A 25278-nucleotide genomic window follows, 5' to 3' on the forward strand; every position below is an offset into this window, starting at 1 on the left:
GTGGGCTGATGCGGTTTGATTGGTAAGATTAAACGTGCCGTCAGGCCTCTAATCAGGTGCTGGCTAACTGGTCAGGCGTCTTCAAGCCGCTTGCGAAGCGGGGCACGCGATCTCTTTGATCTGTCCGTCTTCGATTCGTACGACGCGGGTCGCTAGCGATAGCGTGCTCTCGCGGTGGGTGATGAAGATAATCGTCCGATCCCGGCCGTACTCAGCAAGCGCCTCGTGAATGAGTCGTTCGCTCTCGACGTCGATCTGACTGGTTGCTTCGTCAAGAACCAAGACCTCGGCGTTACGGAGGAAAGCCCGCGCGAGCGCGACACGCTGACGCTGCCCGCCGCTCAGACGGTGGCCGTTCGATCCGACAACGGTGTGGTATTTATCCGGTAAGGCTTGAATAAAGTCGTCGGCACGGGCCAGCCGCGCCGCCGCGTAGATTTCTTCTTCGCAGGCGTCCCAACGTCCGTAGCGGATGTTGTGTAGCAGCGACTCGTTGAACAGCTCGGCTTGTTGCGAAACCAGCGCAAATCGAGAGCGCAGCTCCGAAATGTTGTAATCGCACACCGGTGTGCCATTGATCAAGACCAATCCGCTCTGGGGCTCGTAGTACCGACAGAGAAGATTCACGAGGGTGCTCTTTCCGCAGCCGTTAGGGCCAACCACCGCGATGCGATCGCGATAGTCGATCTTGAGATTCGCTCCGCGAAGCACAAGATGTGATTCGTTATAGCCGAAGCAGACGTTTCGCAGTTCAATCTGCTTGATCTGGGCTGGCAACGACTCGGGGAACTCCGGGTCGGTGATCGTCGATTGGCGATCGAGGACCGGGTACAGGATTCCCGCGGCCGCCATCCCATTGTTGATTCCATTCACCACCCCGGAGAACTTACGGAGCGGGTCGGCCGCGCCGATGAGCAGGCCGAAAAAGACGGTCATTGCCGGCAAGCTGAGGGGCTCATCGCACATGGGGATGCCAAAGATCGACGTCGCTTGGTTCAAGACCAGGTACGACGATACCACCATGCCAATGCACAGCATGCCCATCCCGAACAGCTCGGTTATTGGGTGTGCTAGCGAGTTATAGAAGGTGGCTAGCATGGCGGTCTGCTTCATCTGGCCCGTTGCGTCGTGAAAGCGTTCTCGCTCGAAGGGTTCCATCGTGTTGGCTTGAACCGTGTGGTGTCCGCCCAGCACTTCGAGGATCACATGATGGAATCCCAGTGAGCGGTCCAGCAGCCGCACCGACAGCCCGCGGACGCGGCGGTTAAGGCTGATCACCAGGTACGCCGCTAGTGGTGCCAGCACCAACGACGCGAGCGTCAGTCGCCAAGAGACCAGAAAAGCCCCGATCAAGCAGGACAAGATGCGGAGCGGCTCGGTGATCGCGCCGCTGAAGAAGTTCGTGATGCCCATCGCGAGGAGGTCACTTGTATGCGTAATCTGGGCCTGATAGCCGCTGATGCCCAACTCGTGAAAGCGAGTGCGGTCCAGATCGAGCGCCTTGCTAAAAAGCCGGCTCCGGATATCGCGTACCGTGCTCTGGGTGACATACGCAATCAGGGTTGCGTTGGTCATCATGAAGAGCACGCGGAGCATCGTGCCCACCATCACGAGGCTCGCAACGAGTACCACGGTGGCGAACGGCCCCTCGGGCAGCCAAGTTTCTAGTTTTGTCTGGATCCACTCGCCCGAATCGACGGAGGCCCGATCGATCCCGATGCGCATCTGGAGCGATTCGATCTCGGTCTTTGTGGCCGCCTCGTCGGGCGCAGCGCTCAGAGCTTGCAGTTCCAGCTCACGGGACGCGAGGGTTTCACGGAGCCCTTCCAGACGCTCGGCATGGTACTCCTGGATCGAGTGGCCAGAGAGTGTGGTCTCGATCAGCGGGAACAGGGCGGCGATGTTAGCGCCCCACAACACCGCAACGCCGATCGAGCACAAGACAGCACCGATCAGCGCGGGCCAATACCGCAGACCCTCTTTCACGGCTCTAAGAAACAACTTCATGGGCTACTGCGACTCTCTGTATCTCTGCTCTTGGTAGTCGATCGGGCGAATCTCAGGCGGCGCGCGCGGTTGGCGGGATCGCCGCTTTTCTTACGGTCGTGCTCTCCTTGGCGGCACGGGCAGCCGCGGTCTGCTTGGACCGGTAGTGCCGCCGCATCTGCAGGGTCTGCCAGAGTCGTCGCCAGATGGATGTCGGTGCCGCGAGTGCGGTCCTCACGTAGCGCTTGTACTGGGTTCGGCTGGGCGCGGGAATCGTCGCGAACTCGAGGTGCAACAGACGGGCGAGCTCGGCGTGGTCGTATCCGAAACGGCGAACGTAATACTCGACCAGCGCATGGGTTTTGAGACGCCGCTGGTACTTGCCCGATGCGTCTTCACCCCGCCCGTAGTAGCGATTTGCGGAGTGGACTCGGTATCCAACCAGGGGTTCGGGAACGCAGTATTTCCTGGCTCCGGCGAGCGACGCTCCGTAGGCGAGGCAGACGTCGGCGTTGATCGCCCACGAGGGTTCGAGTTCGGGTGCCGGCAAGATCTGTTGCAGTGTGCTACGTCGCAGCGAGACACACGAGGTTGATGCCCCCAGCCAGAATCGGCCGAGTGCCACCACCGCCGTCGAATAGCCCAGATCGGTCTCGACCTCGTAGGGGCGGTCGATCTGCTCGACCCGTCCGAAGAGGTGCCGACCGCAGAACGCGTAATCGACCTCGGGCCGCGACTCATAGACCGCGACCATCCGCTCGACATAGTTCTCGGCGAACACATCGTCCGCATCGAGAAAGAAGATGACATCGCCGGTCGAGTTCTCGAAGCCCGTGTGAAAAGAGGAAAGCTGCCCGCCATTGGGCTTGTGGATCACACGCACCCGTTCGCAGCGATTCGCCATCGCCGCCAGCACCCCGGCCGAGTGGTCGTCCGAGCCGTCATCGACAACGATCACTTCGTCGAATGGCGTGGTTTGGTTCAGCGCGCTCTCTACCGCGTCGGCTAGATACCGACCGTAGTTGTAGTTGTTGATGAGGCAACTTAGTCGCATGACCCAAAGCCGCGGTAAATTTCTAAGCTGCCGGTGAGCGAGCCTGCGCGATGTGCCAGCGTCGCGTGGGGTATCAGGGTGGCATTACGCCGGGAGGGAGCTCGCGCTGGCATGGCTTGTTGAACGAAGCGGACCACGTCACGACGCGAGCGGCGGCATCGTAGGGAGGTCGGGGGAACGGGTGAAGACTGATCTAAGCCCCATTTGCCGTGGGAAGCTGAAAACGCTGACGCTCGGTACGCCCGGAAGCAGCAAACATTTCAGCCGGATGGACGCTAGCAACGCCAGCATCTGGGGGCTGGCTGTAGTCGGCTGACCCGCCCCCGAATCATTACTTGTGTCATCCGGTGCGAACGAAACGGCTACCTGGCATACGGCCGGACCTGGCCGGGAGTTGTCACGCGATCTGCGACTGTTAATTGTCGTTAGGTTCGACAAGCCGCTGCAGCAGCGGTCCGTAGGTGTCAATCCGGCGATCGCGCAAGAAGTGGAGCAGGTTACGGGCTTTGCGGATTTGAGCGAGATCGGCTGAGGCGATCAGCACTTCTTCGCGATCCCGCCCTTCGCACAGCACCTCGCCCAGCGGTCCGCTGAGAAAGCTCCCGCCATAAAAAGTCATTTGATCTTCAACCCCAACGCGGTTGACCGCCGCGACAAAAACGTTGTTCGCCACGCCGTGCGCGCGGATCACCGTCTTCCAGGCCTCTTGGGTAGAGAGCTCAGGTTCGTCGGGTTCCGAACCGATCGCCGAGGGATAGAAGAGGATCTCGGCTCCCATGAGAGCCATAATGCGGGCCACCTCGGGATACCATTCGTCCCAGCAGATCGCGACACCGAGAACGCCGAAGCGTGTGGGGAATACCTTGTAGCCCAGGTCGCCGGGCGTGAAGTAGTACTTCTCGAGGTACTGGGGTCCGTCCGGTATGTGGGTTTTGCGGTACTTGCCGACAAGCGAACCATCGGCGTCGTAGACGACCACGCTGTTGAAGTACACACCGGGGCGGGCCTCTTCGTAGATCGGCACGATCAGCACCACCCCCAGCTCGCCGGCTAGCCGTCCAAACCGCTCGGTCGTTGGCGACGGCAGCGGCTCGGCTAGCTCGTATCCCTTTACGTCAACGGTTTGGCCGCAGTAGCGAGCGTCGAACAGCTCTTGCAAGCAGATCACTTGCGCACCGCGCTTGGCGGCGTCGCGCACGAGCTGCTCGGCCCGATCGCGATTAGCGACTACTTCAGGCTGGCATGGCATCTGAATCAGGCCGACTTGTACAGATCGCGTCGTACTCACGTTAGTAAGCCCCAGGCCAGGTAGATAAAGAACGAGATCGTTGCCGCCACGAGTGCATAAGGCAACTGGGTCAGCGCGTGCGTCATGTTCGAGACTTCGCAACTGGTGGAAGTCAGAACCGTAGCATCGCCGTAAAAACAGGCGTGCGAGCCAAACGCACCGGCGGAGACCACCGCCCCAATCGAGAGGCCCACGTTGGCACCGGTCTGCTCAGCTAGCGGAATAACGATCGGCAGCGCAACAGCGTACATGCCCCAGAACGAGCCGATTGTGAACGTCACGAGTGAAAGCCCCAGGAACGCCACCGCCGGCAGCAGTCCGGCGTTGAGGTAGGGTTTGGCGGTAGCCAACAAGTACTCGGTCAAACCGAGCAACTGATTCACATCGCGGAGCACAAACGAAATCACAACGATCGCCAGCGCCGGGGTGATGCGGGCGAAGCCTTCCAGCGCGGCATCGCCCAGGTCCGCGAAGCTGACGCCGGTCAGCACGCGCCCCAGCAGGATGGCGATCGCAAGTCCAACGAGCACCCCCTTTAGCACCCGGTTTCCATCGCTCGTGTCGAGCATCAAGACACCCCCCAGCACGACCACGAGCGGGAGGATGAAAGTGAGAATCGCGCGCCAGGAAGCGTCGTTGGTGAGGCCGTCGGTACCCGCTGCGGTTGGAACTGCTGGCGTTGCCGATTGGGCGGCTTGTTCTTCGTGTCGCATGGGGCCCAAGAGCGGCCAGCCGGTCGCGGCGACCAGCAGCACCAGCAAGGCCGCCATCCAAGCGTAGACGAACGTCCCCAGCAGGCTGATATAGAGCGACAAGCCCTCGCCTGGCGCGGCGATCCGTTCGGCCTCTAGAAGGCCAGAAACGTACAACGCCCAGGTCGAGGCGGGGATGAGCACACAGATGGGCGCAGCGGTCGAGTCGACCACATACGCTAGCATCGCGCGCGAAACCCGGTAACGATCCGCCAGGCGGCGCATCGTGGAACCGACCGTCAGCGCGTTGAGATAGTCGTCCACAAAGATCAGGACCCCCAGCAGCCAACTGCTGAGCAGCACGCCGCGTGGGCCGCGCACATAGCGGGCCAGCAGATTGCCGATTGCTTCCGCGCCGCCGGTGATGGTTTGCACCTGAATGAGCGATCCAAACAGCCCGCACACGAGGATAATCCAACGGATCACGTCGTCGGCGAGCACCCGCAAGAGGCTTTCACAAAAGGCGTCGAGCGCGCCCTCGAGCTGTCCTATGACGCCAGGCACCGGTTCACTGGGGGCGGCGAAACCAATCAGCAGCAAGCCCAGCGCGACCGCGGCTAGCAGCGGTTCGATCGTGCGTCGTGTCACGATCGCCAGCACGAAGGCGAGCGCTCCCGGCGCCAAACTCATGAGGTGCGGTTCGACAACGGGAGAAAGTTCGGCTAGCAGCACAGGTTTTTGTTTCCTCCTGAAGGCGCTAAACCCAGCGAGCGTCTTGCCTAACCTGAAGGTGTTGGCCACCTATCTGACTTGTAGCATCCGTTCGAGCGCCACGAGGCTCCAGCGGGACGTCTCGGGATCGACCTCGATGGTGTTGATCGGGGTGCCCGCCGCGAGATTTTCGAGCGTCCAGCAGAGGTGCGCCAAATCGATTCGGTACATGGTCGCACACATGCACATCACGGGCGAGAGAAAGTGGATCTCTTGCTCGGGGTGTTCTTGCTTGAGGCGGTTAACCAGGTGCAGCTCGGTGCCGATGGCCCACTTGGTTCCTGCGGGAGCCGCCTGCACGGCCTTGATGATCGCCCCGGTACTGCCCGACACGTCGGCCAACTCGAACACTTCCTGGGGGCATTCGGGATGCACAAGGATCTTGATTCCGGGGTGGTTCTTCCGAAACAGCGCCACGTGCTCAGCCTTGAACATCTGGTGCACGCTGCAATGACCCCGCCATAGAATCACCTTGCTGTCGGTGAGTTGAGCCTCGGTGTTGCCGCCGAGTTCTTCGGCGTGGGGGTTCCAGACCGGCATTTGATCATTGGTGATCCCCATCCCAAGGGCCGTATTGCGCCCCAGATGTTGGTCGGGGAAGAACATGACGCGATCGCCCCCCTTACCATCATTGGCATGGGAGAAGGCCCAGTCGATCGCCGCTTTGGCGTTGCTGCTGGTGCAGACGATGCCGCCGTGTCGGCCCACGAACGCCTTGAGGCTCGCCGCCGAGTTGATGTAGGTCACGGGGATCAAACGCTCGGTGTCAATGACCGCTGAGAGTTGGTCCCAAGCGTCTTCGATCTGTTCGATGCCCGCCATATCGGCCATCGAGCATCCGGCGGCAAGATCGGGCAGCATCACCCGCACGCGTTGACCCTCTCGTTCGGAAAGCTTCTCGGGGCGGTTGGCCAAGATGTCGGCGGTCTCCGCCATGAAGTGGACGCCGCAGAAGGCGATGTGGCGGCACGCGCTGCTATCGGCCGCCATCTGGCTGAGCTGATAGCTGTCTCCCCGCAGGTCGCACAGTTCCACCACCTCATCCTGCTGATAGTGATGGCCGAGCAGCAGCAGCTGCGGTCCGAAGTGCGCACGCACCGCGCTGATGCGGGCGTGGAGCTCCTCGTTGGCAAGCGACTTGTAGGGTTTCACGCCTGCAAGCGGCGGTTGGACGACGATCGTGGCGGTCATCGGACGAGGCCGGGGAAGCAGAGGGGGTAAGTTAGTAAGCAATGAATTGGACGCACCAGAGAAGCCCGCTCGCTGCTAGCGTTGCGACGAGGTTCCTCTCTGGCCATCGGGTGGACAGGTGACATTGTAGGCGCCAGCACGCTGTTCTGCCTCGGCCCGAAAAGTCTGATCGGGCAAAGTTTGCGGACTAAGTAGCCGATGGCTACTAGGTAGGAGTTGCGCCCACCAGGTTCGCTGTGCCAGCTTTCGAGAATCCGCCCCGCCGATCGAGACCATGAGCGACCTCGACGCCAGCCTTGCTCCGCAGATTTCTGCCGCTTGCGGTGCGAATGCGGGCGATATCGCCGAAGCCGTCGGTCGCGCACTCGACGCTGAGGTGGTCGCAAAGCCGGGAACGCCCGCGGATCCAGCGGCGGTTGCCTGCTCAGGAGCGGGTCTAGCCGTTCTGATGACGTTCGGCGAGCGGTCGCTGGTGGCGACACTCTCAGCGGATTCGGGTCTGTTGCCCGATTGGGTGGCGAAGCCCGATCCCACCGGCGAGAGCAAGCTCAGCACGCTGGCTCAAGAACTCAGCATGCTGGTCGTTCCCGACGACCTGATGGCCGACGATTTTCGCGCCAGCTGGTTGGAAGACCTGCCGGCCGCGATCGAGCGGGCCCAGCCGGCAGCCGACGCGATCGCGCTGCCGATCGAACTGGCGGCGGGGGAGAACCTCGGCACGCTGCGCTTGTTGTGGCCCGTGACGGCTGGCACCGAGTTGTTTGCCAAGTCGGATGCCGCGCAAACTGAACCCCCCTCTCAAGCCGAGATGCCGACGCCCGCTGCAGAGGCCCGTGGCACTCGTGCCGAGCAGCCGGCAACGGCTCACGTGCTACGGGGTTTACCGCTGCCTAGCGACTATCGCGATCTGCCCCCCAACGTGGTGAGCCTGCTGCAGATCAATGCACCGGTCTGGGCCACCTTGGCGAGCAAGAAGGTCAAGGTGGCAGACATCATCGAGATCGGCCCCGGTTCGATCCTCACCTTCGATAAGTCATGCGACTCATTGATCGAGATCAGTGTTGCGGGTCAACCGGTTGCGGAGGGCGAAGCCGTCAAGGTTGGTGAGCGCTTTGGCGTGCGGTTGCGACGCATGATCCTGCCGAGCGAACGCTTCCGGGCGATGCTGCCGCCAAAGAACGAGCGATCGGCTTAGCGGCGTTGCAGCCAGTAGCGACAAAAAAACCGACCCGTCTGGAGCACCTTGCTCCAGACGGGTCGGCGATTCTTCTCAGTTGTGAAGCGTCGCTCAGCGAGCGAAGCTCACCCGCACTACGTCACGCTGACGACCGACGGCAGCGTTCGGGTCGGCCATCGGGGCCGGCGGCATCGGAGCGGCTTCTTCTGCAGCTTCGACCGGAGCCGGAGCCGAAGCGGGAGCCGACATCGTAGCCGGAGCGCTCATCCCGCCGCAGCAGTCAGAGACGCCACAGCTCGGAGCGGCACAGCAGGGGTCAGCAGCGCAGCAGCTGGGCTCGGCACAGCAGCTGGGCTCGCAGCACGAGCCGCAGCCTTTACGGCAGCTGAAGAGCTTATCGAGCAAGCAAGGGCGCTTGCAGCAAGGCTCGCAGCACGAAGCTTCGCAACCGCAGCTGGGGTCAGCGGCACAGCACGAGGGCTCGCAACCGCAGTCGTTAGCGCAGCAGCTGGGCTCGGCACAGCAGCTGGGCTCGCAGCACGACCCGCAGCCTTTACGGCAGCTGAAGAGCTTGTCGAGCAAGCAAGGGCGCTTGCAGCAAGGCTCGCAGCACGAAGCTTCGCAACCGCAGCTGGGGTCAGCGGCACAGCACGAGGGCTCGCAACCGCAGTCGTTGGCGCAGCAGCTGGGCTCGGCACAGCAGCTGGGCTCGCAGCACGAGCCGCAGCCTTTACGGCAGCTGAAGAGCTTGTCGAGCAAGCAAGGACGCTTGCAGCAGCTCGCAGCACAACCGCAGTCGTCAGCGCAGCAGCTGGGGTCAGCGGCACAGCACGAGGGCTCGCAACCGCAGTCGTTAGCGCAGCAGCTGGGCTCGGCACAGCAGCTGGGCTCGCAGCACGAGCCGCAGCCCTTGCCGCAACGGTTGAAGAGCTTGTCGAGCAAGCAAGGACGCTTGCAGCAGCTCGCAGCACAACCGCAGTCGTTAGCGCAGCAGCTAGGTTCAGCACAACAGCTGGGCTCACACCCGTTATCGCAACCACAGCTGGGCTCGCAGCCGCAGCTGGGTTCATCGCAGCACGAAGCTGCGCAGCCGCAGCCAAACAGGCCGTCAAGCAGTCCACCAGCTTGTGCCGGGGCTGCGAGACAGGCGCTGAGCAGCAGGGCTCCTACCATCTCTAACTTCATCGCACTTACCTCTCCATAGTTAAGCAATCGCCTTACCGAAACGAGGCGTCCTCGGCTCGCCAGGCCGACTTCCGGCAACGCGCGTGGCGTTCCCCGAAAGAGGCAACTGACTGATCCCGTATCGCGTCTCGCTGTAATTAGCTCGGGAGCAGCACGTCCGCCGGGAAAGGCACCTATAAGTGCCGGGAGTCCGTCGGGCCCGAGTCGCTCGTTCGGTTAAAGGGGACTGCTTAGGGGGAACCGTCGGACTTGGTCGAGCAATCCGTAGCTCGACAATCTGGGCCGCAAGCCCGACGCGCCACCACCGACACTCGCGGGGAAATCAGTGGCAGCAGCGTTCGTATCGGCGGCCAGAGAAAGCATGCTTGAGATGCCCGAAGCGTTTCCCAGCAAATGGTTTAGATCATCTGTTAAGGGAAGTTTGCGGGCCCGGGAAGCTGGTCCGGTTGTGCCGACAGGCCTGCGCCAGCGGCAGCAAAAAGCCGCGATCTGTCGTCATGGCCTGACGCGAGCGGCGCTGCTATCTTCATGGAAATAGAGAAAGCAGGCAGCTTGGCGAAAGTCGTCCATCGGCCTGCCTCCTACAGTTTGCCCGGTAAGAACCTTTTAACGGTTAGGTGCGTACGCGACGCAGTGAGCCGGTTCCTACGCTGATTTTCCGCTACCGGCTGTTGTCGGTGTCGGGGTCGATACTTCCCCACGAGACGAATCCTTCTGATGTCAATAACCGCCCGTAGTCTGCTGCGGCCTTTGTACCCATCAAGGACTTGGTTGTTGACGGCGTTGCTTGCAACTCCGCTGCTAACCAATCTGTTTTTTGTGACCGCTTCAGCGGCCGCCGGGGATTGGCCGATGTGGCGAGGTCCCCACGGTGATAGCACGGTCGAAGCCAGCGGTCTGATCGATTCTTGGAGCCCCCCCTCGGCTGACGGCACCAAGCCGGGTGAGAACGTTCTGTGGCGTCGGCCCGAGCTCGCCGGTCGATCGACCCCCGTGGTCCTCGCTGGCAAGCTCTACACGCTGGTGCGCGATCAGCCGGGAACCGCAACCGAAGGTGAGAAGGTGGTGTGCGTGAACGCCGCCACCGGCGAGCCCCTGTGGGAGCATCGCTGCAACGTCTACCTCTCGGACGTGCCCGACACGCGCGTGGGCTGGTCGAGTGTTGTGGCCGACCCGGCTAGCGGTCGTGTCTATGCGCAGAGCGTCAGCGGATATTTCTGTTGCCTGGATGGTGCCACAGGGCGACTCGTCTGGGAGCGGAGTCTTCACGAGGAGCTTGGCTTCCTCTCGACGTACGGCGGACGAACCAACTTTCCGCTGATCTATGGTGATACGGTTATCACTAGCGCCGTGGTGATCGGTTGGGGCGACACGCCCAAGTGGAATCTGATGGCGAAGCCGGCGCACCGCTTCATGGCGTTCGACAGCGCGAACGGCGAGCTCCGCTGGCTGAGTGCAACGCAACTCATTCCCGACGATACGACCTATAGCACTCCCCATCTGACACGTCTGGCCGATCAAGATGTCTTGGTGTTCGGCTCGGGAGACGGTGCCGTTTGGGCGATGCAGGCCGGTACGGGCCGACCGCTTTGGAAGTATCAGCTCTCGCGCCGCGGATTGAATGTCTCGCCCGTCGTCGGTTCCGATGGCATGGTCTACATGGGCCACAGCGAAGAGAACATGGTAGGCAGCGCGATGGGAGCGATGATCGCGATCGATGGCGTCGATGCTTTGCCGCAAGGCAAGGCCCCTCCCACCGACGTGACCGATCGCGAGGTTTGGAAGAACTACCAGATGATGGTTGGCAAGAGTTCGCCGCTGCTCATCGAGAGCCGCGTGTACGCCATCAACGATAGCGCGAAGCTGCTTGTGCTCGATGCGAAGACCGGCAAGGAGATTACGCGCAAGCCGCTTGGGCGGGTGATGCGGAGCAGCCCGATCTATGCCGACGGCAAGATTTACACCTGCTCCCAAGAGGGGCGATGGTGGGTGCTGAAGCCGACCAAGAAGGGGGTGGACGTGGTCCACAGCCTCGTCCTGCGTGGCGAGGAATCCGATGCCTCGCCGATTGTCGCTGACGGGTGCGTCTACCTGACCACCAGCGAAGCCATGTACTGCCTCGGCAAGGCGAGTACGCCTTCCCAAGCAGCTCCTCCTGAAACGCCTGCGATTACCGAACCTGCCGATCAACGGGTCGCTCAGGTGCAGCTCTCCCCCTGGGACGTGCTGCTGACCCCCGGCTCGAAGCAGCAGTACACCGTGCGTCTTTATAATGCCGCTGGCCAGCTCTTGCGCGTGGCCGATACGTCAAAGGTCACCTTCGGCGTCGCGGGAGCAGGCAACATCAACGCCCAGGGGGAGTACACCGCCCCGAAGTCGGTCGGTCACCAAGCCGCCCGGATCTTGTGCGATGTCGAGGGCATGGCGAGCGAGGCACGCGTCCGCCTCTCGCCCCCGCTGCCGTGGTCCTTCGATTTTGAAGATGGCGAGGAACCGCCGCTTACCTGGGTGGGCGGGCGTGTTCGGTATGTTCCCCGTACGGGAGAAGACGGTTCTCACTACCTGGCAAAACCGACCGAGCTGCCCACCAAGCCGGGCGCACCAACCACCAAGCTGGGCACGCGCAGCCAGATGTGGATGGGCTCGGCCGAGCTGTCGAACTACACCGTCCGTGCCGACATCCAGCTGCAGGAAGGTGTCGGTGGCGAGGCGTCGTCCGGTCGTCGGCCCGAGGGGCCACCCGCTATCGCTAGCGCCGTAAAGCTCCCCAGCGCGGGACTCATCAACAGCGGTTATACCTTCACGCTGTTCGGTCCCAATCAAGAGGCTCGGCTGTACAGCTGGTGCACGCACGATAAACGCACCCAGGCCACGCTTCCGATGAAGCTAGAAGCGGGCGTCTGGTACCACCTAAAGCTTTCGGTTACACCGAAACACAAGAAGGGGGTGGCCCTCGTGCGGGCGAAGGTCTGGGCCGGCGACGATGCCGAGCCCGACGCCTGGTCACTCCAGTTTGAGGATCCGGCCCCCAACTACCACGGCAGCCCCGGTCTGTTTGGGGACTCGAAAGAGGCCGAGTTCTACGTTGATAACCTGCGCGTAACGCCCAACGAATAGCATTAGCGACTTGGGCCTAGCGGATTGTTCATCCCCTCCTCATGTCGGCACACACGTCGGCATTATCCCCCTGCGAAGTTCCATGCTTCGAATTTCTACGCTTCTTGGTCTTGGCTCGGCCGCATGTTGCCTCACTTTGTTGGCAGTTGCGCAAGAGGTCCCTTCGGTTCAGGAAGCGCGACCGACCACCGCGCTGCTGGCAACCGACACGCCCTCGACACCGACCCTGGAGTGGGCACAGTGGGGCGGTGACAGCCGCCGCAACAACACGCCGATCGCCACCGGCATCCCCACCGAATGGGAGGTGGGCGACTTCGATTTCGAAACCGGCAAATGGGACCCCACCAATGCGGTCAACATCAAATGGGTGGCTCGACTGGGTTCGCAGACCTACGGCAACGTAGTGATCGCCGATGGCAAGGCGTTCGTCGGAACGAACAACTCGGGCGGCTGGCTCAAGCGATATCCGTCCGATGTCGATCTCGGCTGCTTGATCGCCTTCAACGCTGAAACGGGCAAGTTTCTTTGGCAGCATTCCAGCGAAAAACTCAAGACGGGTCGCGTGCACGACTGGCCGCTGCAAGGGATCTGCTGCGCCCCGCTGGTCGAGGGCGATCGGTTGTGGTTTGTCACCAGCCGAGGCGAGGTCCGCTGCCTGGACACCGAGGGATTCTACGACGACGAGAACGACGGTCCCGTCAAGGACGAGACGCACACCGTTGCGCGTGAAGCAGACGTCATCTGGATCTTCGACATGATGCGCGAGCTGGGCGTTTCGCAGCACAACATGTGCAGCTGCAGCGTCACCGCGATCGGAGACATCCTGCTCGTGAACACCTCCAACGGGCTCGATGAGTCACACATCAATCTCCCCTCTCCCGATGCGCCCAGCTTTATCGCGCTGCATAAGAAGACGGGCAAGCTGCTGTGGAGCGATAAATCCCCTGGTGAAAACATCTTACACGGGCAGTGGTCGAGCCCCGCGTGCGGAGAGCTGCCCGGTGCCGATGGCGCACCGGTCATGCAGGCGATCTTTGGCGGTGGCGATGGCTGGGTCTACAGCTTTGACGTCAACGGCGACGGCGAAGGGGGGGCCAAGCTCCTCTGGAAGTTTGACGCCAATCCCAAGGAGTCCAAATGGGTGCTCGGCGGACGTGGCACCCGTAACAACATCATCGCCACCCCGGTCCTCTACGAGGGGCTCGTCTATGTCGCGGTGGGGCAAGACCCTGAGCACGGCGAAGGGGTCGGACACCTCTGGTGCATCGATCCGAGTGGCACGGGCGACGTTTCGCCAGAGTTGGCCTTCAACGCTGCCGATCCCAGCACACCGATCGCTCACAAGCGCATCCAGGCCGTCGTCCCTGAAGAGGGAGACCTCACCCGGCCCAACCCGCTTTCGCGGGCTGTCTGGCATTACAGCGAGCAAGACCTGAATCAGGACGGCCAGATCGACTTCGAGGAGACCATGCACCGCTCGTGTGGCACGGTCGCCATCCGTGATGGCGTCCTCTATATCTCGGATTTCAGCGGCCTGTTCCATTGCCTGGACGCCGCCACCGGGAAGGTCCACTGGACCTATGACATGTTTGCCGCGGCGTGGGGCTCGCCGCTGATCGTCGAAGGAAAGGTCTACATCGGTGACGAGGACGGCGACGTCGCCATCTTCCGCCACTCCGCCGACCCCGCGGTTGCGATGAAGGAAGACGGGGGAGAACGGGTCCCCTATTACGGTGAAGTCAACATGGGCAACAGTGTTTACTCCACGCCGATCATCGCCGACAACGTTTTGTACATCAGCAACCGCACCCACCTCTTCGCGATCCAAACCGAGCCAGCGGCAGAGTAAAGCGAGCTGCCAGGGCGTGGGGGTTCGCTCGGCGTGAGAGCGCACCCCTCGCGAAGGAATCGCTCGGCCCTGTTTTTAGACCCGAACCAGTTGAATTCAATGAAGCTTGTTCTCGACGTCGGCAACTGCGATCCCGATCACGCCGCAGTAACGGCGTTCTTCACCAACCATTTCGAAGCCCGCGTTGACCGCGCGAAGCTGCCCGCCGACGCGCTCGAGAAGCTTCGCGCTCAGCCCTACGACCTAGTGGTCATCAATCGCAAGCTCGACGAGGACTACTCGGACGGTGTGGAAATTCTCAAGGCGATCAAGGCGGACGACGCCCTTAAGGCGACGCCCGTGATGCTCATCACCAACTACGAAGAGCACCAAGATGCCGCGGTAGCCGCGGGCGCGCTCCGCGGTTTCGGTAAGCTCGAGTACGGCAAGCCCGAAACGCTCGAGCGTGTACGTGCCGTGCTGGGATAACCCCCTTACTCGATAACCGCCTGCTCGGTGGCACTTTCAGCGGCGCTAGTGCCGATTACCTGCGTGGGTCCTCCCTCCAGGGGCGGACCGAGTTCGATTTGCGGCGTCTGACCTTGCAGCACCTGCGCGACCCACTCGGGGAAGGGTGCCGGTTCGCCTTCAAGGTACCGCGCAAAATCACGCCCCGGACAGCTCGTCTGCCCCGCCGCGACCTTCGCATGAGTCGAGATCGCGCTCACGGGCAGTCCGTGTTCAGCCAGCAGCCACGCCACGAGCCGCACCGCCGACTCGACTTGGGGTTGGCTCGGACGCTGCTCCTCAAAGTTGCCCATCAGCTCCACGCCGAGGTGGCCCGCGAGCTCGTATTGGGTGTTGGATTCGGGCTCATAGATCACAGGTCGTCCGGCAAAGATCTGTCCGTCGGACGCGATCAGAAAGTGATACGGAAGATCGGGCCAGTAGGTATTACGCGGCGGCGGCTCAAGCTCGGGTCGACGCTTACCCCAGGCCTGTAGGTTCCGCAGAAAAGTTACAGGGTCGCGATCCGGCGTCCACACGACTCCGGCGTGGTGCAGCGTGACATAACGCGGCGTGTGTCGCCGATCGTCGCCGATCGGGTCGGGTTGCGACCCCCATTCTTCGGCGGTGACAAATCGTGGCGGACGCGGCACCTCGCCCCGGACCTCTTCGGCGATGCCGAGCCTCAGTCCGAGCAGCAGCAGACCCGTAGTAACCGAGAAACCAATTCGTTTCTTCATGCTTCTCCCTGCTCGCTGTACCGGCCCCGCGAGATCGGAAGCCATTGGCTCTAAGCCCTAGCTTACCACGGTCAGTGGCTCAGCAGCGATGGGGACCGGCCGTTGCGCGTTCTGCTCAGCGGCCTCATCAACCAAGTTGACTCTCTGCCGGCCCCCGCGGCACATTACCAGCACGTAACCACACGGCACGAGCACCAGCGCTAAGAGCGTGGCCCCGCCAACACCGCCGGCGATGGTGACCGCCATCGGCGGCCAGAAGCCGCCCCCGCCGAGGATCAGAGGCATGAAGCCGGCGATGGTGGTCAACGTCGTCGCGAGCACGTGTCGGGTGGATTTCACCACCACCTGCTGGATCGCTACCGGGTCGCCCGTCCGAGCCAGCGGGTGCTCGCGGATCGCGGCGAGCACTACGATCGAGTCGTTGATGGCAACGCCCACTAAGCCCATCGTACCAATGATCGCGGTGAAGCCGAACGGATAGCCCGCGATCGCCAGCGAGCCGATCGCCAAGCCGATCGAGAGCACCGCCACGATGCCGATGATGCCCGCCATGCGGAAGCTGCCGAAAGACAGGACGAGTGTCGCTGCCATCAGGACCCCTAGCACCACGACGTTGGAGAGCAGGTTGCCCACCGCCTGGTCGCGTTTGTCGCCTTCGCCGCCGTACACCAGCCGATATCCGGGGGGCAGCTGGAAGTCAGAGTCGGCAAGCAATTCTTGAAAGCGGCCCTGGACCGCTGCCGGCAGCAGCCCTGCCGCAAGGTAAGCCTTCACCTCGTTCATCCGCTTGGCGTTCAGCCGCGGGATCGCGGAGCGCTCGGGCGTGAGTCGCACCTGTGCGAGGGCCGCCAGGGGCAGCTGCGTCGACACGCCGAGCTCGGTTCGGCCGACCAGATCGGTCGAGGCGATTCGCCCCAGATTGCCGCGGTCTTCTCCGCCCACACGAACGCGCACCGGCAGGTTCTCGGTCGCTTCGAGAATCGATCCGCCGACGGCACCCTCGAGCGAGGCGTTCAATTGCTGAGCGATCTGTAAGTGATCGAGCCCCGCGAGGCGCGCTTCGGCCTCATCGACCTGGAGCGAGACCTTAGGAAGGGTCTCTGAAAGATCCGATACGGTGTGAACCACGCCGGGCGTCGCGGACAGCAGTTTCCGGACCTGTCCACCCAGCTCTTGGAGTGTGTCCAGGTTGGGCCCGAAGAGCCGCACCTCGATCGGTGCCTCGAACGGCGGCCCCTGCTCGAGTTGCTTCACCAAGAAGCGCGCCTCGGGTGCCCCCGCGTCGAGCTCACTCTGCAACTCGCGGAGCACTTCAAAGTAATTCTCGCTGCTGTCGATCGTAACCATGGCTTGAGCGTACTGGGGCGTCCCCCGGCGATTCGCCATCATGTTGTAGTAGAAGCTCGGTGCGCTCTCGCCGAGGAACCAATCGCTGCTGATCACCCGCGGGTGTTCGGCGAGAATCGCAGAGGCCTTCGTCACCAGACGCTGCGTGGAGCCGATCGACGAGCCAGCCGGCAGATCCACCTGCACCTGAAACTGATCGCGCTCGGCGGGTGGGAAGAACTGCTCGGTAAGCCCGCCCGCCAGGTAGAAGCCAACCAGCGGGGGGACCACCGCCAGGCCAACCCCGATTGCCGGACAGCGCAGCAACGCTCCTAACACGCGGCGATATCCCGCGGTTAGCCACGGAAGCGAGACGCCCGCGGTCCACCATCGGCGGACACGCGGCGGACGGCTCGGAGCGAAGATCGCCGCGAGCGACGGGGTGATCGTCATCGCCAGCAGAAACGAAGCGGCAACCGCCATGATGACCGACAGCGCAATCGCGCCGACAAATTCGCCGGCCGGACCGGGCATCAACGCAATCGGCGCGAAGGATAATGCGGTTGTGAGCGTCGATCCCCCCAGCGGAACGCCCAGATGTCGCACGGCGTGCGCCACGGCGTCGCCCCCGCTTTCGCCGTCGCGGAGGCGGTCGTTGACCTCATCCACAATCACAATAGCGTTGTCGATCAGCAGCCCCAACGCGACGATCAATCCGGTGACCGACATCTGATGGATGGGGATCTCCATCCACCGCATGCCGGCGAGCACCATGAGCGAAGTCAGCGGTAGGGCCGTGCCCACGACCGCCGCGCTCCGCCAGCCCATCATTAACCAGATGACGAGCATGACCGCGGCGGCCCCCATCAGCAGGTTCATCAGCAGCGTCTCGAGCCGGGTCTCGACATAGCCGCTCTGATCGAAGAGCGGTTTGAGACGCACCGCAGGGGGCAATTCGGTCGCGTACTCGGCAACGACTTCCCTTGCCCGCGCGGCCCAGGTGTCCACGCGTTGGTCGCCGCGTACCAAAATCCCGAGGGCGATAGCCGGCTTGCCTTCGACCAGTGCCAAGCGGGGCGACGGATCGATAATTCCTTTGTGGACATCGGCGACGGCTCCGAGCGTTACGAAGCGGCCGGCGTCGTTCGCGCCATCCGCCCCGTAGCGGATCGGTGTCGAAGCAATCCGCTGGACCGTATCCAGCTCGGAATCGACCTCAATGAGCAGGGTTCCCTGGTCGGTACGCGCTTGCCCGGCAGCCGTCTTTGCGTCGCTCGATTCCACTTGCCGCGCAACATCGAGCGCCGTTAGCCCGAGCGATGCGAGCTGTGCGCGGTCGATCGCAATGGTGATCTCTTCGGGAGGGTCGCCGAAGGTGTCGATCTCACGTGTCCCCGCCACGGACCGCAAACGTTGCTCGAGTTCTTCCGTGAGACGCCTGAGGATTGCGTAGTTGGGCTCGCGGGGAAGATCCCACACGAGCCCGACGATCATCGCGTAGGCGGTTACTTCCAACTCGTCGAAGTCGGGCGTTGCGGCCTCGGCGGGCAGCAGCGGGCGGGCATCGTCCAGCTTGTCACGCACCCGTGACCAGACAGCATCGACCTCATAGATGTCGTCCCGCAGCTCGATCGTGATCGTCGAGACGCCCGATCGGCTGGTCGAACGCAGCTCTTTGATCTCGGGGATCGCTTCCAGCTCTTCCTCGATCGGCTCGGTCACAAGCGCTTCGACACGCTCGGGGGTGGCACCGGGATACAGCGTGTTCACGATCCCTGTCCGCTGCGTGAGAATCGGGTCTTCCATCCGCGGCAAGACATACAACGACGAAAGCCCCGCAACCACGATCAGCACAATCGCGAGCGTTAGCATCCGGCGGTTGTCGTAGAGCAGGCGAGACATGCGGAACAACTGGTGCTAAACGGACGGCTTCCTCGCAGGGTGGCTGCGAGCGATTCTCAGCGAGGCGTGTTGGCTTGCGCGGGGACCCAGCGGAGCCGTATTCAGCGTGGCTTGGTTGTGGCGGTGACCGCGGGCCTTTCCGAAGCGATCGTGACCGCCTGACCGGCAACGATGCGGTGAGCCCCCTCGGCGATGACCGGCTCGCCCGGCGCGAGCGTGCCGCGAATGAACGAGCGGTCGCCATCGGTCTCGATCACTTCCACGTCTCGCGGCTCGACTCGGCCCGCGGCAACCACGTAGACGGCCCACAGGCCGCGACGGCGCGGGGTGAGCGACGCCGTGGGGGTCCAAAATCCGCGCATCGCAATCGGCTGCACGATCGCCGCCCGCACCACTTGGCCCGCCACCAGTCGTGGATCACGCGGGATCCGCAGCACGACATTTTGCGTGCGGGTTTGGGGATCGAGCTCGGGACGGATCGATTGCACGACCGCCTCGTATTCTTCGTTGTCGATCTCGACGCGCATGGCTGCGCCGGGCGTCAGCGTCGCAACAGCGCGCGGGGGGGCACCGATCCAGGCCTCGAGCGCTGCCGCTTCGATCAGCTCAAAGACCGGCTCGCCGAGGGCCACCACGGTCCCTTCGTCGAGGTTGCGCTTGACGATCTGTCCGGCAAAGGGGGCGCGAAGCACGGCATCCTCCAGTCGGTGCCGCGTGTCGGCCACGACCGCCTCGAGCGCCTGCGTGCGAGCCTGTTGGGCATCGATCTGTTCTTGGCGCGTCCCTGCGATGAGCTCGTCCAGCGTCTTCTGGGCGACATCGACCCGCGCCTCAGCGGCACGAAACTCGAACAGCATCTCGTCATACTCTTCGCGACTGATCGCCCGTGAAGCGACCAGTTGCGCCCGTCGTTCGAGGTTGCGCTGCGCTACGTCGCGCTGAGCGGCAAGGTTGCGCACCTCGGCCTCGGCCGCGGCGATCGTCTGGGTCCGCGGGCCGGCGATAAACTCGCGAAGGCGTGCCGCCGACTCAACCAGCTCCGCCTGAGACTGGGCCCGCAGCGCTTCAAGCCGGCGTGTGTCGAGACGGCCCAGGATCTGTCCGGCCTCGACACGATCCCCTTCGTCGGCCACAAGCTCCACGATCTTGCCGGCCGTTTCGAACGAGAGCGCGCTGCGCCGGGCCGCGACGAGCGTTCCCGTGTAGACACGCTTCCGCAGCAGCGTATCGACTTCTTCCGCTGGCGCGACCTGCACCGGGAGCACGTTGGGCGGCGGTGTGGATTCAGCAGTGTTGGTCCTGAGCAGGAGCACCGCGCCCGCAAAAGCCAGAACCGCCGGTGCACGGTTTATGCGCAACGTCAGAGTTTGACGAAGCGTCAGGCAGCGAGCAAAAAAATGCACGACGCGCGGTTGGCTCTCACGCAAACTGATCATGGCGAAACAGCTCCTGCTTAATGCTGTTCATGTGTTGGTAGTAATCAAAATCCGCGGAGAGCGGACGCCAGCCGTAGCCGTCGAGTACGCGGTTCTGGTTGAAACGCAACGAGGCGATCGGATCTGCGATACCGATCTCAGCGAGCGTATGGCTGGTGTGAGCGATCGTCTGGGCACCCTGGTACAGGGCCCACATGCCAAAGATGAGCTCCTCGGGAACATGTCCCGCGGGAAGCACCAGCGAACCGTCGGCAACGGCGTCGTGAACAATCGCGACGGTCGTCGCCATGCAATCGCGCTCGCAAGATTCCATCAGCTCGCGGCGATCAGGTGAGGTCTTCTCCCAGATGGACGAGACTCGCACGACTTGCTCGACCAAAAAGTGATGAGCGAAATGCTCAACGAAGGCTTCCGCGGCGGCACCGACCGTTGCCATCCTCACGCGTGAGGGACCCTCGAAAGCGGCGGCCTTGCGAAACATCAGCAGGCGGGTCTCGAGCGCCTGCGTCGCGAGCGCGACGAGGATCTCCTCCTTGTTGCGGAAGTGCTGGTAGATCGTCCCCTTGGAGTACTCGATCTCCGCGGCGATGCGGTCCATGTTCAGCCCCAGGTAACCGGAGCAGAGCAGCTGCTGCCGGGCAACTTCCAAGATGCGGCCCTCGCGCTCGCGGATTTCGCGCTGCTTACGGGAGTCGGCGGAGGAGAGAGTGGTACTCATGGTGGTGCTGTTAACTATTCGTCAAAAGCTGACGATTAGTCAATAGGTGGGCCAGAAAAAGGCCAGAAACAGCCCCGGTGCGCAAGCACGACGGCCACCGGCCGCCTTGTGGCCGCACCTTTCGGCGGTAACGATTCAGCCGAGGGGCGTACCCAGCTGCTCGACTTTAAGAGGGGTGATGACTAAGCGTCGCGGCGAAGGGGGGGGAGCACGGCTAGCCGACTTGCTCTTCGGGGACTGTGATTAGCTGCTGAGGGTGAGCCGACCGACGCGGATTCGGGAGACTCCTAAGCCGCCGAGGTTGGTCCACCCGACGCGACAACCGTTGCGGCGGGCCATCACAAGCATCTGCTAACTAGTTACCGCTTGTTCCGCCCAGCCACACTGTTGGGTTCATCACGGGCCGGTAGCAACACCGTCGAAAGGCTGCGCAAGCGCCGATCAATAGCAGCAACGCCGCGCTCGGCTCTGGTACGGCGCTACTGGCGACTGTCAACGTATCGCCGAAGTTTACTCGCCAGGTTGCGTATTGGGCGGTGCCGATCGGGCCGCCGTCGATGTCGTTGACCAACGCGCCCGCAGCGGCGCCTACGTTGTCACGCCAAACGGTGTAGTCGGCGGCGTCCACGCTGCCATCGTTGTTGTAGTCGCCCGGCAGCGCAGAGACCACGTCCAGCGCAACGCTGCCAGGAGTGTAGGTCACTTGAAAGGTCATTCCGCCACCGAAAGTGGGGAGCATTTCCGACGCAAACGTTCCCTGCACGCTGGTGGCCGTGATGATCTCGTATGTGCTTCCCAGGGAAGGAACGAATCCGTTGATGAGTTTGATGTCAAGAAGCCCACCCAAGCTCGCCTCCCCGGCGCCGAGAATATGATTGAGATGGTCGAACTCACTGCCTTGTGTGTCGCCACCGATTTCGATCTCGAGGGCGCCGCCGTAGCTCACGCTGCCACGATTGACGCTCGCCGGGGAGAAACCGGGAGCATCGGTGCCGGTGATCGTTACGTTGTCCAGAGTTCCCACGCCTTTAACGTAACCCGTAAGTGTGATCGGCTCGACGAGGGAATTGCCGACAATGTGGCCGTTATTTATTAGCGGAGTCGCTGGATCGTTGGTCGTTTCGACGGCGCCGTGGCCCGTGATGTTGCCCCCAAAGTCGAGCGTGAGACCGTTCGCTGCCACAACCGCCCCCGCGTTGCCGCTGGCTCCGAGAATGGCATGAGCCGACGAATCAAACACGACGTCGTTAGCGTCGGCCAGTGTCAGTGTGTTGTCATGTGTTAGAAGCGTTCCGGCAATGAATACTCCGCCTACGGAAGTGGCATCGCCGAGCGTCAGATCTCCCGCCGCGATATCGATCGTCGAATCGGTAGCCGCTTGAAAGCGACCAGCCGTGTTGAGCGTGCCGCTCTGATACGAGAGTCCTGCACCCGTGGCGACGGAAATACGACCAATTTGTAGCGTCCCTCCATTCACAGTAAGCGTGCCGCCCGATTGAACGATCGCATTTCCCCCGAAGTCGAGCGTACGGGTTGCATCGATGCTCGGAGCATTGAGAGAGAGGGTGCCAATCGCTAATCCCCCGGGTGAAACAATGAGCGTTTGTGATGGATCTCTGGCTATCAGACTACCGCTGATGAAGGAAAACGTCCCGCCGCCGTCCTCAATCTTGCCCCCAACGTCGAGAATGCCACGCAACAATCTCAATTCGGACAACGACCAGATGCGCAAATTTTCGTCCACCGCTACACGACCTGAGTCCCTAACGGTCAATACTGCAGAGCCAAGACCAAGAGAACTGGTACCGCCAAGGTTCAAATGATCACCTATCGTCCACTCTGAACCGACGCCCGTTACTGTAGCAAAGCTATTGCTTGAAAATCCGATTGCTAAGGAGACGTCGCCAGAATTGGATATCTTGCCGCCGTTGCTTATCGTTATGTTGGCATCACCTCCGAATGCGGGTCCGGTGTCAAGCGATCCGGAAATGTCCCAAGTTGATGCAACTCCACTGCCGTTGACGCCGGAAACAAAGACGCTACTGTTGCTGCCTGTTCCAGCGACCATCGCGCCGTTACTCCTAACGTAACCGCCTCCAGAAATTGAGAGGGTCGCATTTCCAGCAACACCAACAGATAACAAGCCGGAATTGGTTAGACGCGATGGATTACCGGCCGCATCGGCGCCGCTCACAGAGACTGCTCCTGTACCGTTAAGAGCGCTAGCAATTCTTGTCGAGCTGTTGGCGACAACAGCCCCTCCGCTAATCTGCAAGGTCCCTTCCCCTCCATCTCCGATATTCATCACGCCCGTGTTGATCCATCGCGAAGGGTTGCCGGCCGCATCGACGCCGGCGACGTTGGCGAATCCGATTCCCCTTTCTCCAAGAAGTGCGTTGCCAAGACTCGCTGCGTCTGTGGAAACCAATCCGCCGCCTTCAATCGTGAGAAGACCTTCTCCGCGACTCCCGATAGTCATGCTGCCATTGTTACTCCAAGTCGATGGTAATCCTGCCGAATCGACGCCAGAAACCGTAACGGATCCTTCCCCGGTAGAAATGATTCCGAGTGTGGCGGCTCCGCTATGCACATGCGCGCCCCCATCGACGAGGATCGTTCCCTTCCCGGACCAACCGATCAACATAGATGACAGATTCGCCCATGTTGAAGGGGCGCCGCCGGCACTCGTACCTGAAACCGTCACGAAGCCGTCGGCTGAGCCCACCTTTCCGACCTCCGCAACAATGTTGGAAAGGGTGGCGCCTCCCGACACCGTCAATCGAGCGGGGTAGGAGTCGCTGACGATAAGATCGTTGGGCAGATTGGCGGTGGCCCCTCCCGTAAGAACAAGGTGAGGCAGGCGAGTACCGACGAGTTCTGGCTCGGGGCCATCAAAGGTGTAAACCCCACCAGAATTTGGAACGAGCACGCCCCCCGATACGGTCAACGTGCCATCTAGGAACGTAAGCGCGCCATCTGCTAAGTTGTTGAGCCCGGAGGAAAAATTTGCTGCTCCTCCATCGAGGGAAAACGTGCTGCCATTGGACAAAGTGACTGGGCCGGCGGCGTTAAAACTACCGTTGGTACCGTTAATGCGGAGCTCGCCCGATTTTTCAATCGTGGTCGCGCCGACTACGTTAAGCATTCCGCCGTTAGCAAGCTGAACGGTTCCGGCGGGCCCCGAGCTACTGTTGCCGATCAACAAACTTGAAGTCACATCGAGAACTGTATTGAGTCCATCAACGTTCACCGTCCCGCTGGCGGTGCTGCTGGTCCCCCCCGTGGCAACTTGCAACGTGGCCAAAGTGACATTCGCCCCACTCTCGACATTCAGACTCCCGCGGTTTGTCCCACTCGCGAAACTGGCAAGCTGCAAGACCGACGCGATCGTTCCGGTGGCGCCATTTCGGTAGGTCAAATCTCCGAAAGCATCCTGACCGATATTCACTATTCCCGAGCCGGTCTTGTTAAATTCCGATCCGACGCCATCGACAATGATCGTGCCAATGCCATTGGCGGAGTCGCCTAAGCGGAACGTATTGGTCGTCACACGCGCGCCTGTTTCAATGTCAAACTCACCACCTCCATCGACCGTGAGTCGGTCGGCAACATTGAGAATTACATCTCCCCCCCCACCTGAATCGCTGAGGGTAAGGAGGCCGGCACTTACGAGCAGGTCATCGGCTATATTGTAGAAGGCGAAGACAGCGCCGGTCGAGGCGAAGTTAATGTTCCCCGCCAGGATACTCAGATCGCTCACGGTGGTCGTGCTAGCGGAGCCAAGCGTCACGTCGAAAGAGCTTGCAAGATTGAATCGAGCGCTCTCGGAAACAGTGTTCGGCACGTTTGCGCCGGCCCAATTGCTTGCAAGGGTATACGAGTCGGTGAAACCACCGCCCGTCCAGTCGATCACCGTCTGCGCGAACGCAATCGGACCGACATTGAATAGTCCCATAGTCCAGAGGACAAACGACGCAGTGCGAATCAGCGTACGCATAACAAGACTCCCATAGAAAGGAGCTGACGATACTTCCCGTCGCAAAGATGCCACTCGATATCGTGGAGCCCGGGTGACGCCAGGATGATCCAACTGGTCGTGCGCTGTCAATAACCGGCGCGTCCAAAATGTGCCAGGAAGTGTGCGTTTCGTATCGTGTTGGGACCGATTTGGCGTCGTCAGCACTCCTTGAGCTAGCTGTTGATTTGACAGCGCTTTATGCGATCTCAGGTCCGAACGAGCCTCGACTCACAATCGAAGTGATGCGTTTAGAAGAAGACAGAATGCTTCTCTTGATGCCAATGACGCGGCGTCTTTGGAGTCTTACAGGAGTAACTTACTATCTAATCAGTCCGACTTGTT

Annotated in this window: 15 protein-coding genes; 4 read left to right on the plus strand and 11 right to left on the minus strand. The window is 61.9% G+C overall.

Features of this window, described 5'->3' with window-relative positions:
* Positions 1 to 81 precede the first annotated feature (81 nt).
* From Pla111_RS04935 to nadA, 5 genes are all read right to left on the minus strand, one after another.
* Entirely contained in the window at positions 82 to 2007 is a 1926-nt protein-coding gene (locus Pla111_RS04935) for an ABC transporter ATP-binding protein (protein WP_146571985.1), read from the minus strand.
* A gap of 52 nt (positions 2008 to 2059) precedes the next feature.
* Positions 2060 to 3040, minus strand: coding sequence for a glycosyltransferase family 2 protein (locus Pla111_RS04940; protein WP_146571987.1), 981 nt, complete (start codon positions 3038 to 3040; stop codon positions 2060 to 2062).
* Between the two features lie 415 nt (positions 3041 to 3455).
* Positions 3456 to 4328 (minus strand): carbon-nitrogen hydrolase, encoded by an 873-nt coding sequence (locus Pla111_RS04945; protein ID WP_261342115.1) that lies wholly within the window; start codon positions 4326 to 4328, stop codon positions 3456 to 3458.
* On the minus strand, positions 4325 to 5710 hold the full coding sequence (locus Pla111_RS04950; protein ID WP_146571990.1) for a Na+/H+ antiporter NhaC family protein: 1386 nt from the start codon (positions 5708 to 5710) through the stop codon (positions 4325 to 4327). Before Pla111_RS04950 ends, Pla111_RS04945 begins: the two co-directional genes overlap by 4 nt.
* A 111-nt stretch (positions 5711 to 5821) precedes the next feature.
* The gene (nadA, locus tag Pla111_RS04955; protein WP_146571992.1) at positions 5822 to 6982 is read right to left on the minus strand and encodes a quinolinate synthase NadA; all 1161 of its coding nucleotides are present in this window, start codon (positions 6980 to 6982) and stop codon (positions 5822 to 5824) included.
* 274 nt (positions 6983 to 7256) lie between these two features.
* Between nadA and Pla111_RS04960 the strand changes: the two genes are divergently transcribed.
* Positions 7257 to 8177, plus strand: coding sequence for a FliM/FliN family flagellar motor switch protein (locus Pla111_RS04960; RefSeq protein ID WP_146571993.1), 921 nt, complete (start codon positions 7257 to 7259; stop codon positions 8175 to 8177).
* Positions 8178 to 8270: 93 nt separating this feature from the next.
* Here Pla111_RS04960 and Pla111_RS17425 read toward each other — a convergent pair whose 3' ends face one another.
* Positions 8271 to 8426 (minus strand): hypothetical protein, encoded by a 156-nt coding sequence (locus tag Pla111_RS17425; protein ID WP_231930753.1) that lies wholly within the window; start codon positions 8424 to 8426, stop codon positions 8271 to 8273.
* A 1692-nt stretch (positions 8427 to 10118) separates the two neighbouring features.
* Here Pla111_RS17425 and Pla111_RS04965 point away from each other — a divergent pair.
* The 3 genes from Pla111_RS04965 (at position 10119) to Pla111_RS04975 (ending at position 14778) form a co-directional block, all read left to right on the plus strand.
* Entirely contained in the window at positions 10119 to 12461 is a 2343-nt protein-coding gene (locus Pla111_RS04965) for an outer membrane protein assembly factor BamB family protein (RefSeq protein WP_197524763.1), read from the plus strand.
* A gap of 82 nt (positions 12462 to 12543) precedes the next feature.
* Positions 12544 to 14310: an outer membrane protein assembly factor BamB family protein gene (locus Pla111_RS04970; protein WP_146571997.1), complete on the plus strand. Its 1767-nt coding sequence runs from the start codon at positions 12544 to 12546 to the stop codon at positions 14308 to 14310.
* Between the two features lie 99 nt (positions 14311 to 14409).
* Positions 14410 to 14778 (plus strand): response regulator, encoded by a 369-nt coding sequence (locus Pla111_RS04975; RefSeq protein WP_146571998.1) that lies wholly within the window; start codon positions 14410 to 14412, stop codon positions 14776 to 14778.
* Positions 14779 to 14783: 5 nt separating this feature from the next.
* Here Pla111_RS04975 and Pla111_RS04980 read toward each other — a convergent pair whose 3' ends face one another.
* The 5 genes from Pla111_RS04980 to Pla111_RS05000 form a co-directional block, all read right to left on the minus strand.
* Complete coding sequence (locus Pla111_RS04980) at positions 14784 to 15536, minus strand: peptidoglycan recognition protein family protein (protein ID WP_197524764.1); 753 nt, start codon at positions 15534 to 15536, stop codon at positions 14784 to 14786.
* A 57-nt stretch (positions 15537 to 15593) separates the two neighbouring features.
* Positions 15594 to 18764: an efflux RND transporter permease subunit gene (locus Pla111_RS04985; protein WP_146572002.1), complete on the minus strand. Its 3171-nt coding sequence runs from the start codon at positions 18762 to 18764 to the stop codon at positions 15594 to 15596.
* Between the two features lie 101 nt (positions 18765 to 18865).
* Entirely contained in the window at positions 18866 to 20122 is a 1257-nt protein-coding gene (locus tag Pla111_RS04990; protein WP_197524765.1) for an efflux RND transporter periplasmic adaptor subunit, read from the minus strand.
* A gap of 61 nt (positions 20123 to 20183) precedes the next feature.
* Complete coding sequence (locus Pla111_RS04995; protein ID WP_146572006.1) at positions 20184 to 20918, minus strand: TetR/AcrR family transcriptional regulator; 735 nt, start codon at positions 20916 to 20918, stop codon at positions 20184 to 20186.
* Positions 20919 to 21273: 355 nt separating this feature from the next.
* Positions 21274 to 24915: a beta strand repeat-containing protein gene (locus Pla111_RS05000; RefSeq protein ID WP_146572008.1), complete on the minus strand. Its 3642-nt coding sequence runs from the start codon at positions 24913 to 24915 to the stop codon at positions 21274 to 21276.
* Between the last annotated feature and the right edge of the window lie 363 nt (positions 24916 to 25278).

It is taken from the genome of Botrimarina hoheduenensis, from assembly GCF_007859815.1.
GTDB classification, from domain to species: Bacteria; Planctomycetota; Planctomycetia; order Pirellulales; family Lacipirellulaceae; genus Botrimarina; species Botrimarina hoheduenensis.